The sequence below is a fragment of the Nocardia cyriacigeorgica genome (assembly GCF_010858045.1).
GTDB lineage: Bacteria > Actinomycetota > Actinomycetes > Mycobacteriales > Mycobacteriaceae > Nocardia > Nocardia cyriacigeorgica_E.
This window is the reverse complement of sequence record NZ_JAAGVC010000037.1, coordinates 1-17,538: the sequence shown is the minus strand read 5'-3', so window position 1 is coordinate 17,538 and position 17,538 is coordinate 1. Positions and strand designations below refer to the sequence as shown.

Below are 17,538 nucleotides of genomic sequence, written 5' to 3'. Positions count from 1 at the left end.
GCGGATTTCGCGGGCCGCTGACATGATTCGACCCGGGCCGCCGTGCGGGACCCGGGTCGAATCATGGTTGTTCGGATGTGGTGGTTCAGCTCTTGCGGCCAGGAGCCTTCGCGCCGGACTTGAATCCGAGACCACCCGGCTTGGCGGTGGGCAGCGGGGCATCCGATGCGCCGTTGCCGTTCGCCGGCGTCTCCGCCTCGGTGGATTCCGATGCGGCGGTGGCCGGAGCCGATTCCGCGGCAGCCGATGCGGATTCCGCCGGAGCCGAACCCGATTCGGACGAAGCCGGAGTCTGCTCGGTCGAAGCCGAGTCGGCCGGAGCCGGGCTCGCGGCCGGAGTCTTGGCGCCGGGCGCCTTCGGTCCCGGGCGCTTGAACCCGGACTTCATGGCAAGACCCTTCGCCGCCACGGTCGGCATGGATTCGGCAGGCGCCGAAGCGGATTCGGTCGCGGCCTGCGCCGGAGCCGAGTCAGCCGAGGCCGGGGCCGATTCCGTCGCAGCCTCTTCGGCCGGAGCCGATTCCGCCGGAGCGGCCGCGGGAGCCTTGGCGCCGGGCGCCTTCGGTCCGGGGCGTTTGAACCCGGACTTCATGGCAAGACCCTTGGCGGCGACCGTCGGCTTGGTCTCGGTGGGAGCCGGTGCCGTCTCGGTGCCCGCCTCCGGTGCCTCGGCAGCCGGAGCAGCGGCTTCGGCCGGAGCCGCGGCCTTCGCTCCCGGAGCCTTGGCCGCGCCCTTCATCGCGAGCCCCTTGCCGCCGGGCGCCTTGGCCGCGCCCTTCATGCCCAGACCCTTGACCGGCGGAGCGGCCGGAGTCTCGGCAGCGGCCTCGGCCGGAGCCTCGGCCTTGGCGCCGGGCGCCTTCGCCGCGCCCTTCATGGCCAGCCCCTTGCCGCCGGGTGCCTTCGCGGCGCCCTTCATGCCCAGGCCCTTGGCCGGGGCCGGAGCAGCGGCCTCCGTCTCGGCGGCCGGAGCGGCAGCCTTCGCACCGGGTGCCTTGGCCGCGCCCTTCATGCCGAGACCCTTACCGGGTGCCTTGGCCGGGCCCTTCATGGCCAGGCCACCACCGGTCGGAGCGGCCTTCGCCGCAGCCGGAGCGGCCTCGGCGACCGGCTCGGGCTCGGGCTCGGGTTCCGGCTCGGGTTCGGCCTTCGGTTCCTGGATGACGGTCAGGTTCTCGGTCAACTTGGCCGGCTCGACCCGCTCGATCGCATCCAGCATCAGCTGGGCTACGTCGACGACCTCGACACCTTCACCCTTGCCGTCTTCCTGGCGCGCGGTCACACCGTCGGTGAGCATGACGCGGCAGAACGGGCAGCCGGTGGCGATCTTGGCCGGGTTGGTGGTCAGCGCCTCGTCCACGCGGTCGATATTGATGCGCTTGCCGAGCTGCTCTTCCATCCACATGCGGGCACCACCGGCGCCACAGCACATGGACCGTTCGCCGTGGCGCGGCATCTCGACCAGATTCGAGCCCGAGGCCTCCATCAGCTCACGCGGAGCGTTGTAGACCTTGTTGTGCCGGCCCAGGTAGCAGGGGTCGTGGTAGGTGACGTTCTGCGACACCGACGCCACCGGCACCAGCTGCTTCTGCCGCACCAGCCGGTTGAGCAGCTGGGTGTGGTGCACCACCTCGTAGGTACCACCCACCTGCGGGTACTCGTTGTTGAGCGCGTTGAAGCAGTGCGCACAGGTGACGACGATCTTCTTCTTTTTCTGCTCGACACCCTCGAACACCGAGTCCAGCAGTTCGATGTTCTGCTGCGCCAGCTGCTGGAACAGGAACTCGTTACCCGCGCGGCGCGCCGAGTCACCGGTGCAGGTCTCTTCCTGACCCAGCACCATGAACTTCACGCCAGCGGTGGCCAGCAGCTCGGCCACGGCCTTGGTGGTCTTCTTGGCGCGGTCCTCGTAGGCACCGGCGCAACCGACCCAGAACAGGTATTCGTAGCCGTCGAAGCTGTCGGCGTCCTTACCGAAGACCGGGATGTCGAAGTCCAGCTCGTTGATCCAGTTGAGCCGATCCTTGGCGTTCTGACCCCACGGGTTGCCCTTGTTCTCCAGGTTCTTGAACAGACCGGCGAGCTCGGACGGAAACTCCGACTCGATCAGCACCTGGTAGCGGCGCATATCGATGATGTGGTCGACGTGCTCGATATCGACCGGGCACTGCTCGACGCACGCACCACAGGTGGTGCAGGACCACAGCACCTCGGGATCGATGATGCCGCTGACTTCCTCGCCGCCGACCAGCGGACGCTCGGCCTCCGCGCGCGCGGCCTCGGAGATCTTGGCCAGCTTGGCCTCGTCCGGCTTGCCGTCGGCGTCGACCAGGCCGACCTCGTCGCCGCCCATGTCCTTGCGGCCACCGGCCAGCAGGTACGGCGCCTTCGCGTAACCGTGGTCGCGCAGCGACATGATCAGCAGCTTCGGCGACAGCGGCTTACCGGTGTTCCAGGCCGGGCACTGCGACTGGCAGCGACCACATTCGGTGCAGGTGGTGAAGTCCAGCCAGCCCTTCCAGGAGAAGTCCTCGATCCGGCCGGCACCGAGGGTGTCGGTATCGGGGTCGACGTTCTCCATGTCCAGGGCCTTGCCGTTGGACATCATCGGCTTGGCGGTGCCGAGGGCCACGCCGCCGTCGTCTTCACGCTTGAAGTAGATGTTCGGGAAGGCCGAGAAGCGGTGCCAGGCAACACCCCACGTGATGTTGCGGCCGACCACGAACAGCCAGACCATGCCGGACATCAGCTTGATGAAAGCGAAGATCGAGATCAGCGTGACGTTGGCGGGGATCACCTTGGCCAGCTGTCCCGTGACCGGGTCGGTCCAGCTGGAATGGCCGTGCAGCGACAGCACGCCCGCCTTGACCAGCACCATGCCGATGCCCTCGCTGAGCACGACCCACTCGACGAAGTAGGCAGGGCCGAACTTCGACCCGCTGAAACGGGAGAGTCGCGCGGGCAGGCGCGGGTGATTGAGCTGGCGGATGACCATCAGCGTCACGATGCCGACGACGGTGCCGACGCCGAGAATCTCATCGCCCAGGTGGAACCACCAGGTTTCCCCGATGAACGGCCAGGACCAGGTGGGCTTGAAGGTCTGCCCGTAGGCCATGAACCAGAACTGCGCACCCGCGAGGAAGCCGATCATGACCAGCCAGTGCGCCCAGCCGACGGTGCGGAATTTGTTCATGCGCGTGTGCGCGATGAACTCCACCAGCATCTGCTTGAAGCGCGGGAAGAACGGCCGCCACCGATCGGGAGCGGACTGACCGATCATGATCGTCCGCACCATTGTTCCGGCGCCGCCAAAGAACGACACCCAACAGAGAAGGCTGAGCGCCGCTCCAAGGGTGCCCAGCGTCACGGTCAGGGCATTCATGTCGCGACCTTTCTTTAGAGGCAACACGAGCTGTCGAGGCTGTGCGCCTCGGGATGGCTCGTATCCTAACTGCCAGTAAGTTACCCGCCGGTAACTTGTGGTGTCCAGCGTAGGATCTGCGATCGGGTGGTGCCCCATCTTCCTGGGGGTTGACCGCGGATTCTGCTGTGATCAAGCTCACACAAGACAGGTCCGCCTTTATGCGACTCGAGCTGTTCAACACCGTAAAGGGCATGCACAACCCCGCATGAGATAAGGACAGGCTTACCCGTTTGCGGTCGTTCCTATACGTAATGAATCTCGCATCTGGACTTTCGTTCGACTAGGCTCACGGCGTTCTGTTCTGTGTGCCTGTGTTCACAATGCTCGGAGGGGATTTCGGAGTTGCCGGCCGAAATGATTGAGCTCGCACGTGGGCGTCATCGGTGCACGGACAACCTGATGATGGATTGGAAACTGAATGAAACTCCGCAAGACCACCGCGATTGCCGCGATGGTGACCGGCGCGATGGCCATGGGGTTCGGCACGGCTCACGCTGAACCGGCGGCCGAGGCGGCGCAGCCCATCAGCTATTCCGTCAAGCTGGTCGACAAGACCGTCGTGGCCACTGTTAAGGGAGGAACCTTCTCTCTAACCGAGAAGGAGATGGTCACCAAGGAAGGCAAGCCCATCGCTGAGCCGTCCGAGGCCGGCTCCGAGGCGGAGGCTCCAAAGGTCAAGGTTGTCGACATCAAGGACGACAAGGGCAATACGGTTGTTTCGTTCCCTCTGGAGTTCACTGCTGCCGAAACGGTGATCCCGGTGAAGTCCGAGATCAAGGAGGACGACAAGGTCCTCGAAATCACCCCGGAGAAGCCTGCGGACTTCGTTGCGGGACAGCAGCCGTTGGTTGCGAAGCCTGTGGCATCGCCTATCGAGAACCAGCGTGCCCAGAACGAGTTCGCTAGTAACTTCGGCATCGCCACTGCGATCGGCGGGTTCGTCGGAACCGCGATCGGCGCGGTCATCGGTTGCGTGATCACTATTCCGGCCGGCTGCCTCCCGGGCCTGGTCACCGGCGCTGGCGTCGGCGGAATCCTCGGAACCATTGCGGTTGGCGGCCCCGCCCTGATCGCTGCGGGTATCGAGCTCATCAACACGATGCAGGCCGAGCCTGGCACGACCAAGTGGTCCGACGAGAACATGAAGGGTCAGAAGTAACTGCCATCAGGCAGTTCAGGCTCGAGCAATTGGCCCGTCCCGAAAGGGGCGGGCTGGTTTGCGTTTCGGGCCGTTGAAGGTCGAGAAGCCGGGCGGGGGCCGCGTGCCGGATACCCCGCTCCCGGCCCATTGAGCATCCGAGAAGCCGAGGGGTAACCCCGGGTTCATCTCTAGTTGGTTCGCGTCCCTGCGGGCCGATCAGGCGGCAATGAGTCGCAGTTCCGCATGAGCGGGCGGCGCGGGGGGGCGGTGAGCACGCGGCGCGGTAGCAGGATCGCGCAGCGGCGGGGTGTGAGTTCCGGCGCCGCTGGGCATCCAGCACCCGGCTGTCGAACCCGACTGGTACGGCGAATGCCGGTATACCGCAGTGATTACCGGCGGCGAGCATTGCGTCCTTCGCTGAATCCGTCGCGGGCTCCCCGTACAACGAAAGAGGCCGGCAGCACGTACGCTGCCGGCCTCTCGACGTCTCTGCCGAGCGTAGTACCTAGTTGGTGCGGATCCGCAGGCCCGGGTTGTCCGAGAGCACCACGCTGACGGGCTGCGCGAACAACTGCGGGGTGTTGCCGGTGAGGGCGCCGATCAGGTTGGGGATCTCGCAGACCGGGAAGTCGGCCACCGAGGAGGCGCTCGAAATACCGAGGGCCAGACGGCCGGTCACGATCGGGCCGCCGCTGTCGCCGGGCAGGGCGCAGATATTGGCCGAGAAGCTCTGGGTGAGCTGGCGGTCACCGACCTGCACGGTCTGATCGACGGCATTGACCACACCGCAGCTGAAGCCGGTACGGGAACCGGACTTGCAGACCGGGGCGCCGACGACGGGCGTCGCGACACCGTCGACCAGGATCGGAGCGGCGCCGGGCACGCGAACAGCGTTGTTGGCGAAGCGATCCCGGGCCTGATCGGCGATGCGGACGATGGAGTAGTCCTGGTTGCCGAGCACGGACTTGCTGAAGGTGCCGAGCTTGCCACCGAGCTTGTCGCCGGGCAGCAGCTCGTGCACGGCGGCGGCGTTACCGCCGCCGGCGCTGGCGATGTCGGGGTTGCAGTGGCCCGCGGTGACGTTGACGGTGGCACCGTCCCGGTCGACGCCGTTGAAGCCGAACGAGCAGCGCAGCGAGGTGCGCCCGGCGACCGAGGCGTAGCCGTCGCCACCGGCCAGTGAAGCGCCGGTGACCTCGGCGATCGGATCGGCCGACGGCAGCGCCTCACCGGCGACCGGCGGGGCCATCACGATGACGCGGGCCGGGTCGACGAAGCTCGGCATCGGCAGGCCGGGCTTGTCCACCCGCACCGCGATGCTGTTGTTGACGGTGTCGATGACGACGCCGCGCACCAGCGAGGCCACCGGCTCCGGCTGTTCGTCGAGCCAGCGTTCGAACGCGCTCTTCTCACCACGCAGCGCGGACTGGCTCTTGGCCACGTTGCGCACCTCGAATCCGGCGGATTCGGCGGCCGCGCGAGCCTCGTCGATGCCGGAGCCCGGCGCGAGGGCGACGACGGCCTTGCCCGCGTCGTCGAGCCACGCACCGCCGAACACCTGCGGGAACTGCCGCTGCGCGGTGGCCGCGAACGCGGCGACCTGCTGGGCGAGGTCGGCGCGGCGCAGGTATTCGTCGGCCGAGATCTTCAGATCGCGGGAGACCGCGGTGATGAGCTCGGCGGGCAGCCCGGGTTCGGTGTCGGGCTGGGCTGACGCGACCGCTGCGGTGGGGCCGAACAGCAGGATCGCGGCCGAGGCGGCGATCGCGGCTTTTCGCATCCCAGTCCGTTGCGGAGCTGTCCGGGGCGACCGGAAATGACCTATGCGTGGCAGGAGCATGACCAGACTATATGGGCTCCAGCCTCCGATGCCTACTTGTTCGGCCGACCGGTTTGCTCGAATCCGGACAGATCAGGCGGGGTACGGGGCCGCATACGGCGCCGAGTTGTAGGTCGCCACTGATCTTGCGCCGATGACCTTGTCGGGCGCCACGAAAACCGCCGACCGCCACGAGTACAGAGTCGCCGCGCCCGCGATACCGCACCGTCGGTGCTACCCGAGCCGGCAGCCCGGCGAAAACGCGGACCGGGCCGCCCGCACGCCGACATTCAGCGCTCGGACGGCCCGGGACCGTGTTCGTAAAGCCTTGCGGCTCAGCCCGCGTTCGGGCGGGTGCGCACGGTGATCCCGCTGCCGACCCCACCACCGGCGGAGGCGTTGATGTCGGCCAGGATCGGCCGGATCGGGATGCCGAGGGTCGCGGTGCCGCCGTACTGGGCCAGCGCGATATTGGCTTCGTCGCAGCTGGGCGCCTCGGCGGCGTTGGAGCCGCTGGTGATGCCGAGGGCAAGGGTGCCCGAGACGATCGCGCCGCCGCTGTCGCCGCCGAGGGTGCAGGCGGTGCTGGCGAAGCCGCGCACGGTCTTGGACTCACCGTCGGCGGTGAACAGCTGCGTCTCCACCCGATCGGCCACCACGAAGCCGCAGGTGAAGGTGGACGACTGGCCCGACTTGCAGACCGGGGCGCCGATCACCGGATCGGCGATGCCGGTGACGGTGAGGGTGGTGCCGTTGGCGCCGCGCACCGACGGCTGGTCCATGCCGGCCCGCACCGCGCGGTCGTTCAGCTTGATGACTGAGTAATCCAGGCCGCTCTGACCACCGAGGTTGGCCCGCACGAAGGTGCCGAGCTCCGGGCTGGCCGGAATGTCACGCACGTTGGGCATGTAGACCCCGGCCTGCTGATCGCCCTTGCCCAGATTCGGATTACAGTGTCCGGCACTGATATTGAGCGCGTTACCAGCGGCGTCGACGCTGTTGAAGCCGAACGAGCAGACATCGACCCCGCGCAGCGCGGTGTCCTTCAGCGAGCCGGGGGCGCTGATGTAGGTGTCGCCGCCCATCGGGCGACGCTCGACCGGGCCGCCACCACCCGGCGAGAGGATGACCTTGACGTTGGCGATCAGCGTCGGCAGGTTCAGCATGTGGCCCACCGGGGTGTTGGCGACGCTGAGCACGAGCTGGCTGTTGAGGAAGTCGATGGCCACCGAGTTGATCGCGCTCGACAGCTCGTTCGGCAGCGTGCCGATCCACTGATTCAGCTGGGTCAGCGAGGTTTCCAGGTTGTCCGCCGAGACCGGGGCCAGGCGGGTCTGGTAGCCGTCGGCCGCCGCGATCTTGGCGGCGTCCGGCGAGGTGACGGCGACGACCGGCTTGCCGTCGGTGCCGATCCAGGCGCCGGCGAACGCGTCCGGGCGTTCGGCGCGGAATTCGCGGGCGTAGCTGCTCAGCTGCTGGGCCCGTGCCGAACGGTCGAGATACTCGGTCGGGGTCATCTTCAGGTCGCGCGAGATGGCCTGGACCAGCTCGGCCGGTAGCTCACCGGGTTTCAGCTGCGGGGCCTCGGCCACGGCGGGGCTGGTGCCGAACATGGGGGCGAGGAGAACGGTCGAGGCGATGGCAGCTTTGACCGCGGCGCGACGCGCCACCGACTTGCGCATGAAGTCCCTTCGTCGGCACAGATGTGCCAGGTAATCCGTGGCCACGGGCAGAATCCGTTGGCGCACAGCCTACGTGGAGCTATGAACCGGTGGTGCGCGGGATACCGCTGTGACCGGTCAGCGGATCACTTTATGCCACACATCACACCCGTCGCCACTTGGTCGGCGATTATCGGCGAGTGCCGGGGATTTCCAGCGCGGGCGGCAGCGGCAGCTGCGGCATCGGCTGGAACGGACGGGTGGTCGTCGTCGTCCGGCTCGGGCTGGTCGACGAACTGCCGGTGCTGATGGGCGGCTCCGAGGTGGGCGGGGGCGGCGGTTCGCTCGGCGGCGGCTCGGGCGCGGGCTCCGGTTCGGTCGTCGGCGCTGCCGTCACCGGCGGCTCCTCGGTGACCGGCGGGGCCACGGTGGTCGGTGGCGGTGCGACCGGAAGCGGGCCGGGTGGCGGTGCGGGCGGGGTGGGGCTCGCCGTCACCTGTTCGGATTTGGCATCGGGTATCGGCGGAATGGGGGTGCTGTCGTCCTCGCGGAAGAGCACCGCGACGCCGATGCCACCGAGGATCAGACCCACGAGCGCCGCCACCGCGATCAGCACGGGCGTGCGGCTGTTGGCGGCCGGTTTCTCGGCTGTCGCGGCCGGTTCGGCGGGTGTGGCCTCGGGGGCGACCGCGGCCATCTCGGCCGCCATCTCGGTGGCGGGCGGCTCGGCGATCGGGATCGCGGCCGAATACGCCTGCGCCGTCGGCTCCGGAGCCGGGACCGCGGGAATCACGTCGGTGTCGAGGGTCGAGTTCTCGGCAGTCGCCGGATCCGGCGGGGTGTTGCCCGCGGGCGTGGCCAGCACCGCGGTCAGTGCCGTGGCGGCCGCACCGTAGGCGTACACCCGGGCCGGGGTGTCGGCGCCCGCGTCGGCGGGCAGTTCGCTCGCCGCGGGCAGTTCGGCCTCGCTGACCAGCACCACCGAACGCAGACCCAGATAGTCGAGAGCATCGCGCAGGGCGGTGACCTGCTGCTGCGGCCAGTCGCCCGGATGGGTGGCGTAGAACTCCGCGGCGCCGTTCAAATGGTCGGCGGTGAGATTGATCAGGCAGAACAGGGCAGTGGCCACCAGGTCTTCGGCCCGGTAGGCGGGTCCGTCGTCGACCGAGATCCCGGCCGGGTCGCCGACGGCTTCGGCGAATCCGGTGATGGTGTGGGTGTGCCCGGCCGGCGCGGTGCCGCCGAGTTCGGCGTCGCCCTCGTCGGACATGTGCAGTACCGGCTCACGGACGATGTACTCCGGCTCGCCGTCGTTGGTTACGATCGCCGCGGTGCACTCCTCGGCGGCGATACGCAGGCCCACCCCAGTGGCCATCCTCATGTCCTCGCTTCGGCGTCCTGCTCGATCCGGATCGTTCCGCGCGACGGCCACACCAATAGCGGGCCGTGTCCCATTGCGCTGAGCATCGACAATAACTCTGCGCGGGACCCGGCACCGATCCGGCGCCGTATCCGGGACACATGGTGCTCGACGGTTTTGGCGGAGATGTAGAGCCTCGACCCGATCTCGCGGTAGGTGAGGCCGAGCAGCAGCAGCTCGGCGACCTGCTGCTCACGGTCGGTCAACGGGGTGGGCGGCGCGGGGTTCGGCTGCGGCGGCGGCTCGGTGGGGACGGTCGTGTGCATGTGGTGGCCGGCCAGCGCCCGGCGATCGACGATCGCGCCGGGATCGGCACCACTCGCCACGGCCGCCGAATAGAGGCGCACCGCCTCGACGCCGCCGGCGCGACCGGCGGCCGAGACGAGGAAGTCGGCCAATCGCGGATCGCGTACCCCGGAGTCGGCGAACAGCATCGCGGTGTCCGGGCGCAGCAGGCCCGCGTCGAGCCGAGTGATGAGCAGCCGCCGCTGTACCGTGACGAATCGCTGGACGCCGAGCTGGGCGCGCAGCGGATCGACGGCGGCCGCGAGCAGCAGATCGGCGTCGGTCACCAGGGCGGTCGCCCTGGCCCGGTCGACGAGATCCTGGGCGGAGGCGAAATCGATATCGAACACCTCGGCCAGCTCACTCGCATCGAGTCCGGTGCCCGCGCTCGCGACGGCCAGGGTGTCGAGCAGCTCCGGTGCGAGACCCGCGAGCAGGTTCGTGGCCCAGCCGGCGACGGCGAGGTCCACCGCGCCGACCGCGGCCTCGCGGCGGGCCGCGCAGGCAGCGCGCAGGGCGGCGACGATGCCGGCCCGAATCCCGCCGGTGCGGGCATGGATGTATTCGGCGAGCGGGCGCGGCACGAGCAGCCCGAGTTCCCGCGCGAACGACATCAGCTCCGGCAGGCCGAGCGTGCGCAGTTCGATCACCCGACCGTGCCCGGCCAGTGTTTCGGTGAGGGCGCGCAGGTCGGGGTCGTGCGGGCGTGGCTGCGCCGCGACGACGACGGTGTGGCGGCGGGCGCCGACCACCGCGCTCAACATCTGCATGTCATCGGTGGTGAGCAGGTGGATGTCGTCGATGAGCACGGCGCGCCGGGCCGCGGCCTCGTGCTCGGTGTCGGCGAGCAGACGTTTCGGCAAGGTCGCCAGATCGTCGAACACCTTGACGTTGTGCGAGGTCAGCAGGTCGCGGGCGGCGCCGAGCAGCGCGGATTTCCCGGTGCCTGCGCGGCCACGGACCAGGTAGACCGGTGGTGGGCCGTCGCGGCGGTTCAGTTCGCGCAACATCGCCTGCGCGAACGGCATGGACTCGAATCGGTGGCCGGGCCCTGGGTCGGCGGCGCCACGGCGCTCGGTCGACCTGAACCCGGCCGGCGGCTGTGCGCGGGTGGCGGCGGTGTCATCGATCGCGCCGGACCGCGCGGCGGTAAGGGCGGCTACGTTCGCCGCCGGTGGATCGGTGGCCGGTGGTGAACCGTTGCGTCTCGGTCGATTCGTGTTGTTCGCGATCTCGGCTGTCATCTGAACCCCCGTTCGAGCCTAGGCGTAGTGCGCACGGCGTTCGAGTGTTTGCGTCCTCCCATCGACGATTTCGATCTCGGCATCGCCGCTGTTAACGCCCCGCCGGGCGTCAGACCAGCAGCGATCCGTACCCCATCGCGCGCAGCATGGCCAGCAGCTCCGAGCGCGAACCAGCGCCGAGGCGCCTGCGGATCCTGGCGACGTGATGTTCGACGGTCTTGGCCGAGATGTAGAGCCGGGCGCCGATCTCCCGATAGGTCAGGCCGAGCAGCACCAATTCGGCGACCTCGCTCTCCCGGTCGCTGAGCAGCCCGTCGTCGCCGGTGTCGGCGCTGGTGGCGGCACGTCGTGGCGGGGTGATCGGGGCGAGCGCCGACGGACGGGCATCGGCGCGCACGGTGCGCGCCAACTTGAGCAGCGAGGTGGCGGTGGCCGAATCGGGCGCGGCCAGCGCGGCGTCTCCGGCCAAGCGGGCCGCGTCCCAGCTCAGCCCGATCGCACCGAGCGCGGCCACCGCGGCCTCCACCCGGTCGGCGCGCACCTCGCCGCGCAGCACCAGCACCCAGGTGCGGCCTGCGTCGGCGAGGGCGCCCGCGTGCCGGTCGCCCGACTCGGCGGCGGCCTTGAGCGCATGAGCGTGCGGCAGCAGTTCGTCCGGGCGCTCGCGAGCGATGGCGGCCTGCACGCCGTACCAGTGGAACAGGTTGGCCCAGGCCGGCGGATGGCCGAGCCGGTCGAGCAGTGTGTTGGCGCCCTCGACGAGCGCGGTCATCCGGTGTTCGTCGTCGCAGCGGATGCTCGCCAGCCATAGCTCGCCGATCGGGAGCAGCGTGAGCAGATCCGCCTCCACCTCGTCCAGCAGCGGTTGGGCCGCCTGCCAGGCCTGAGTCAGCGCGGCCTGATCACCGCTGCGCCGGGCCAGACCGACCGTTGCGGCATGGCCGAGCAGCGCGTCGCGGACGTCGAGGCGATCCCAGTCGACGGCGGCGAGGGCGGTGGTGGCGCCGGTTTCGTCACCGCAGGCCAGGGCCGTCCAGGCCGAGAGCACCGGCAACTGGGCGCCGCTCGCGTTCGCCCGGCGCAGCGTCTGGGCGGCGCGGGCCGGATCCCCGGTGCTCAGGCAGAGCAGGGTCGCGGCCGCGGTGGGAGTGCACGGCGCGAAGCGGGTGGTGGTGGAGTGGGTGGCGCGCACCAGGGTGGCGATCGCGTTCGCGGTATCGCCCGGACGTCCGTGCAGGGAATGGCCGAGCGCCTCGGCGACGAGCCGGATGGGGGTGTTCGCTTCGGTCGGGGGCCAGCGGCCCGCGCCTGTCGCCATGGCCGCGGCCGTCTCGGCGTCACCGGAGAGGTAGAGGACCGCTGCGCCTTCGGCCCACTCGGCGCCCGCGCGCTCGGGACCGAGCCAGGCGTAGAGGCGCGCGGCGCGATCGGTCAGGCCGCGCCGAGTCAGGATGCAGGCACAGAGGCGCACGGCGGCAGCGAGATTCGCGACGGGGGCGTCGTCGCGGGCGAGCAACGGTTCGGCCAGCCGCAGCGCGGTGTCGTAATCGCCGTCGTGGGCGGCGGCGTGGGCCCAGCGCACCGCAATGGCGTCGCGGTTCGCGCCGGCCTGTGCGGCCGCGGCGTAATAGCGGACGGCGTCGTTGCCGTTGTTCTCGGCTGCGGTGCAGAGGAATTCGGCCAGGCGCGCGTCGCGTACGCCGGATTCGGCGAGCAAGACGGCGGTGTGATCGCGCAGTAGCCCGGCCTCCAGGCGGGCCGTGAGCAGATCGCGCTGAATCGTCAGGAAGCGTCGTTCGCCGAGTAGCGCGCGCAGCGGCCGCACGGCAGGCGCGAGCAGCAGATCGGCGTCGGTGATGAGGGCGGTGGCCCTGGCGCGGTCGATCAGATCGCGGGCGGTGCCGGCATCGACGCCGAGGACCTCGGTGAGTTCGCCTGCGTCCAAACCGCTTCCGGTGGTGGCGACGGCCAGCGTGTCGAGCAGGGCCGGATCGATATCGGTGAGGACCGTCCTCGCCCAGCCGTCGACCGCGGCGTCGACGGCGTCGATGCCCGCATCGAGGCGGCCCTTACTGGCCGCCGCCAACGCCGCCACCACACCGCCGCGGATCCCGTCGGTCTGCTTGTGGATGTGCGCGGCCACGGCACGCGGCACCGACAGACCGAGTTCTCTGGCGAACGGGGCGATCTCGGCGACACCGAGTGGGCGCAGCTCGACGACTCGACCGCGCCGCAGGGCCGCGTCGAACAGGGCCCGCAGCCGCGGATCGTGATGGCGGGGGCGGCCCGCCGCGACGACGGTGCATGCGCCGGAATCGATGGCGGCGCGCAGCGATTCGAGCTCGGCGTGGTCGAGCACGTCGACGTTGTCGACCACCAGGGCCGCGCCGGCCGGGGCACCATCGTCACCCGGAGTGTCGAAGACCTTGACGCCCCGCTCGCGCAGTTTGGCGCGCACCGCCTCGAGCAGCGTCGACTTACCCGTGCCGGAACGTCCCCGGATCAGATGCACAACGGGCGCTTCGGAATCCAGTTCCCGGAACAGCTCCCGGGCGCAGGGCAGCGTATCGAAGGCCGCGGCCGGTACCGGTTCAGCCACCGGAACCGCCGAGTATCTCGCCCGGCGCGCGCAGCACGGTGCCCACGGTGCCGCCGACACCCTCGACGGTCTCACCGAGCGTGTCGGTCAGGCCGTCGGTGGGTAGCTTCGGCGTCTGCGCCGGCGGCTGCTGCGGTGCCGGTGCCGGTGGTTGCGGTGCCGGCCCGGGCGGAGGTGATTGCGGTCCAGGCGGCGGGGCTTGCGGCGCGGGCGCGGGGGCTTGGGGTGCGGGCTGTGGCGCTTGGCCCGGCCCGGGGGCAGCGGGCGATGGCGCCGAACCGGCCGGACCGGCGGGGGCACCCTCGCGTTGTGAGTTGACGACGGTGACCGCCCCCGGCGTCGAGGGGTTCGCTTGACCGGCACCATCTTTCGATGTCCCGGCATCGGCGACGGTGCCTGCGGTGCCGCCGGTGGCCGCCGATCCAGCTCCGGCGGTGGTCGGCCCACCGGCCGTCCCGGGCGTGCCTGCCGTCGACGACGAGGTGTGCTCAGGGGCGGCAGGATGCTGGGTGCCCGTCCCGGCGCCCGTGCTGACCGCGACGGTGCCGGTGGCGAGCAGCCCGAGGGCGGCCGCGGCGGCCGCGACGATGGCGATCCGGCGCCGGCGAGTTCGGGCGGCTCCCGGCTTGCGGGTGTCGACCGGGAGGGGGAGCGGGGTCGGTGCCGACACGGGGCGTACCGACTCGGTGGCCGGCTCGTCTGACTCGTCGGGCAGGTGGCCGATCGCGGCGAACGAGACGGTTTCGACTGCCGTGTCGGCGAGATCGGCCGCGAAGGCCGACGCGCCGAGAGCACTGGTGTGCGCCGGCTCGGCGGCCGAGACCACCGGAAGGCCGAACTCGGAGGAGATCAGTTCGGCGAGCAGCCCGATCGCGCCGCCACCGCCGGTCAGCAGAACCTGGTGGACGTCACCGATATCGATGCCGGCGCGATGCACCGCGTCACGGATCAGGTGCATGGAATCGCGCAGCGGAGCGCGGAGTAGATCTTCGAGTTCGTCGCGGACCAGCCGGACCGTGGCGCCGTCGGGGCCGGTCGTGACCACGGTCGCGGTATGTGTGGAAAGCTCTTCTTTCGCAATTCGGCAGCGTTCCCGGAGGGCCGTCAATTCGCGTTCGACGGCGGGGTCGAAGGGGTCGGCATCAATTCCGGTGGGAGCGTTTGCCAGCACATAGCGCATGGTCAGCAGATCGAATTCGGCGCCGGCGATATCGGTCGAATGCGCCGGAGCGCCGAGCAACTCGATTCGATCACCCGTGCGCACCACCGAGACCGTCAGGCCGGTCGCGCCGAGATCGTAGACGAGTACGGCGCCGTCGCCGGTGGTCCGGCCCGCGGCGCACGACCAGCGCACTGCCGCAACGGGTTCCGGTATCAACGCGACATCGGCCGCGCCCGCGTCGTCGAGTGCGGTGCGCAGCACGGACACGGTGTGCGCGGTCCAGTGCGCCGGATGGCAGGCGACCACCGTCGCGCCGGGGTCGGCCGACTCCTCGACGAGACGCGTGATTGCCGTCGCTACCAGGTCGGATGCGGTATGTGAGGTGCCGTCGTCGGCGAGCATGGGCACCGGGTCGCCGACTCGCGACACGAAACCGTCGATCCGCACACCGGGCGCGTGCCTGCCGCCGTCGATGGCCTCGGTGCCGAAGAGCGCGGGCGCGCCGGGAACTAGGCGGAGCACGGTCGGATGGGTCAGCACCGAGGCGCTGTCGATGCCGGGTTCGCCGTCCCGGCTTGCCAGTACGGCAACCGAATTCGCCGACCCGACGGTAATGCCGAGCGCCAGACGCTGTGTCATGCCGAAGATCCCCATTCGAACCGAGTGCCGCTGCCGATGCCGAGATTGTTTGATCAGGAAACGAATCGGGACGCTGCCCGACTCAACCCGCATGTCGGTTGCTGCGTGTCCGCTGTTACCGGCTCGGGGCGATACGGGGAATTTCCCCTAACCGATCGAATGCCCCTAATGGGTGCCGGGCCGCGAATGTGGGGCTTTGCCCCGTTCCGGAGTAACGACTCGCGTCCCTAGCGTGAAATGCATTCCAACGACCGCGGATCTTGGTCCGCTGAGCCCAGGAGAAGATTCTCGATGACACCCAACGCGATTCTCGAGTTCATCCTCGACCTGCTGCGCGACCCGGAAGCCGCGGCCGGCTACTGCCTCAACCCCTGCCAGGCCCTCGCCTCCGCCGGGCTGCCGGACGTCACGCCAGAAGACATCACCGCCGTAGCCCCGATGGTCGCGGAATCGGCCCTGGTCAGCGGCGGCTCCCAGCTGACGGCGATCATCGCCGCCGGCGCCCAGGCCGCCGCAGGCGCCGCCATCGGCGCCGTGGGCGCGGTAGGTGCCGGAGCGGCCGCCAACGCAGGCCTGAACCTCGGCGCCGACCTCGGCCTGAACCTCGGCGGCTCCGCCGACACCGACCTCGACATCGATCTGGGTGGTGGTGCGAACACCGGCATCGACATCGATCTGGGCGGTGGCGCGAACACCGGCATCGACCTCGACCTGGGCTCCGGCATCGACCTCGGCGGCGGCGCGCACACCGGCATCGACCTCGGCGCGATAGTCGACGGCGCCATCGACACCGGCATCGACCTCGGCGGGGATCTGACGGGCGGGATCGGCGGTGTGATCGATACGGGCCTGGACCTGGGCGGTGACCTCGCGGCCGGCATCGGCGGTGCGATCGATACGGGCCTGGAGCTCGGTGGTGACCTGGCCGGCGGGATCGGTGGTGCGATCGATACCGACCTCGACGCGGTGCTGGACGGCGCGATCGACACCGGGCTCGACCTCGGAGCCGGCGTGGGCGGCGTAGCCGATGGCGCGATCGACGCAGGCCTCGAACTGGGTGGTGACCTGGCCGCCGGCATCGGCGGGGCTGTGGATACCGACCTCGGTGGGACCGTCGGTGGCGCGATCGACACCGGTCTGGACGTTGGTGGTGAGCTGGGCGCGGACCTCGGCGGCGCCATCGGCGGTGGGCTGGACCTCGGGGGTGACCTCGGTGCGGGTGTCGGCGGTGCTGTGGATACCGGTGCGGAACTGGGTGGTGACCTCGGCGCGGGCGTGGGTGGCGCGATTGATGGCGCGATCGACACCGGTCTGGATCTTGGTGGTGAGCTGGGCGCGGACCTCGGCGGCGCCATCGGCGGCGGGCTGGACCTCGGCGCGGGTGTCGGCGGTGCTGTGGATACCGGGCTGGAGCTCGGGGGTGACCTCGGCGCGGGCGTGGGTGGCGCGATTGATGGCGCGCTCGATATCGGTGCGGAACTCGGCGGCGACCTCGGGGCAGGCATCGGCGGTGCTGTGGATACCGACCTCGGTGGGGCCGTCGGTGGCGCGATCGACACCGGTCTTGACCTTGGTGGCGAGCTGGGCGCCGACCTCGACGGTGCGATCGACACCGGGCTGGACCTCGGCGGTTCCGTCGGCAGCGGGCTCGAACTGGGCCTCGGCGGCTCGTCGGACGCAGGCCTGGAACTGGGTGGTGAGCTGGGTGCGGGACTCGGCGGCGCGATCGATTCCGGTCTGGACCTCGCTGGCGACCTCGGTGCGGGTGTCGGCGGCGCGATCGATTCCGGTCTGGAGCTTGGCGGCGACCTCGGTGCAGGCATCGGTGGGGCTGTGGATACCGATCTCGACGGGACGGTCGGCGGTGCCATCGATTCCGGTCTGGAGCTCGGTGGTGAGCTGGGGGCGGGTGTCGGTGGTGCTGTGGATTCCGGTCTGGAGCTCGGGGGTGACCTCGGTGCGGGTGTGGGTGGCGCGATTGATGGCGCGCTCGAGGCTGGTGTGGGGCTCGGCGGTGACATCGGTGCGGGGATCGAGGCCGGTGCGGGTGGCGTCGTCGGCGGCGGTGCCGAGCTGGGGGCGGGCCTGGCAGGGGTTGAGGCAGTAGCCGGCCGCGGCTTCCGGGTCGCGCAGCAGGTCGAGGA

8 protein-coding genes and 1 pseudogene are annotated in these 17,538 nt (G+C 69.9%); 2 read left to right on the top strand and 7 right to left on the bottom strand.

Annotated features, from left to right (window positions below):
- Positions 1-85: 85 nt before the first annotated feature.
- Positions 86-3,382 carry a (Fe-S)-binding protein gene (locus GV790_RS23300; RefSeq protein WP_163816060.1) on the bottom strand — a complete coding sequence of 1,099 codons (3,297 nt, stop codon included), beginning with the start codon at positions 3,380-3,382 and terminating at the stop codon, positions 86-88.
- A gap of 460 nt (positions 3,383-3,842) precedes the next feature.
- Between GV790_RS23300 and GV790_RS23295 the strand changes: the two genes are divergently transcribed.
- Positions 3,843-4,583 carry a hypothetical protein gene (locus tag GV790_RS23295; RefSeq protein WP_163816058.1) on the top strand — a complete coding sequence of 247 codons (741 nt, stop codon included), beginning with the start codon at positions 3,843-3,845 and terminating at the stop codon, positions 4,581-4,583.
- A 487-nt stretch (positions 4,584-5,070) separates the two neighbouring features.
- On the opposite strand, the gene GV790_RS23290 is transcribed toward GV790_RS23295, so the two are convergent.
- From GV790_RS23290 to GV790_RS23265, 6 genes and pseudogenes are all read right to left on the bottom strand, one after another.
- A complete protein-coding gene (locus GV790_RS23290) occupies positions 5,071-6,345 on the bottom strand; it encodes a S1 family peptidase (protein ID WP_163816056.1) in 1,275 nt (424 codons plus the stop codon).
- A 374-nt stretch (positions 6,346-6,719) separates the two neighbouring features.
- Positions 6,720-8,066 (bottom strand): S1 family peptidase, encoded by a 1,347-nt coding sequence (locus tag GV790_RS23285; protein WP_163816133.1) that lies wholly within the window; start codon positions 8,064-8,066, stop codon positions 6,720-6,722.
- A gap of 169 nt (positions 8,067-8,235) precedes the next feature.
- On the bottom strand, positions 8,236-9,420 hold the full coding sequence (locus GV790_RS23280; protein WP_256673482.1) for a hypothetical protein: 1,185 nt from the start codon (positions 9,418-9,420) through the stop codon (positions 8,236-8,238).
- Between the two features lie 2 nt (positions 9,421-9,422).
- Positions 9,423-9,680, bottom strand: a pseudogene (locus tag GV790_RS31925) (helix-turn-helix domain-containing protein); the annotation flags it as partial.
- Between the two features lie 1,423 nt (positions 9,681-11,103).
- On the bottom strand, positions 11,104-13,593 hold the full coding sequence (locus tag GV790_RS23270; RefSeq protein ID WP_163816052.1) for a LuxR C-terminal-related transcriptional regulator: 2,490 nt from the start codon (positions 13,591-13,593) through the stop codon (positions 11,104-11,106).
- Positions 13,586-15,394, bottom strand: a complete 1,809-nt coding sequence (locus GV790_RS23265; RefSeq protein ID WP_163816050.1) for an Hsp70 family protein — start codon at positions 15,392-15,394, stop codon at positions 13,586-13,588. The genes GV790_RS23270 and GV790_RS23265 overlap by 8 nt, the downstream gene beginning before the upstream one ends.
- Positions 15,395-15,631: 237 nt before the next feature.
- On the opposite strand from GV790_RS23265, the gene GV790_RS31920 reads away from it, so the two are divergent.
- Positions 15,632-17,538, top strand: a 1,907-nt coding sequence (locus GV790_RS31920) for an IniB N-terminal domain-containing protein (RefSeq protein ID WP_375139418.1), incomplete at its 3' end; no start/stop codon positions are given.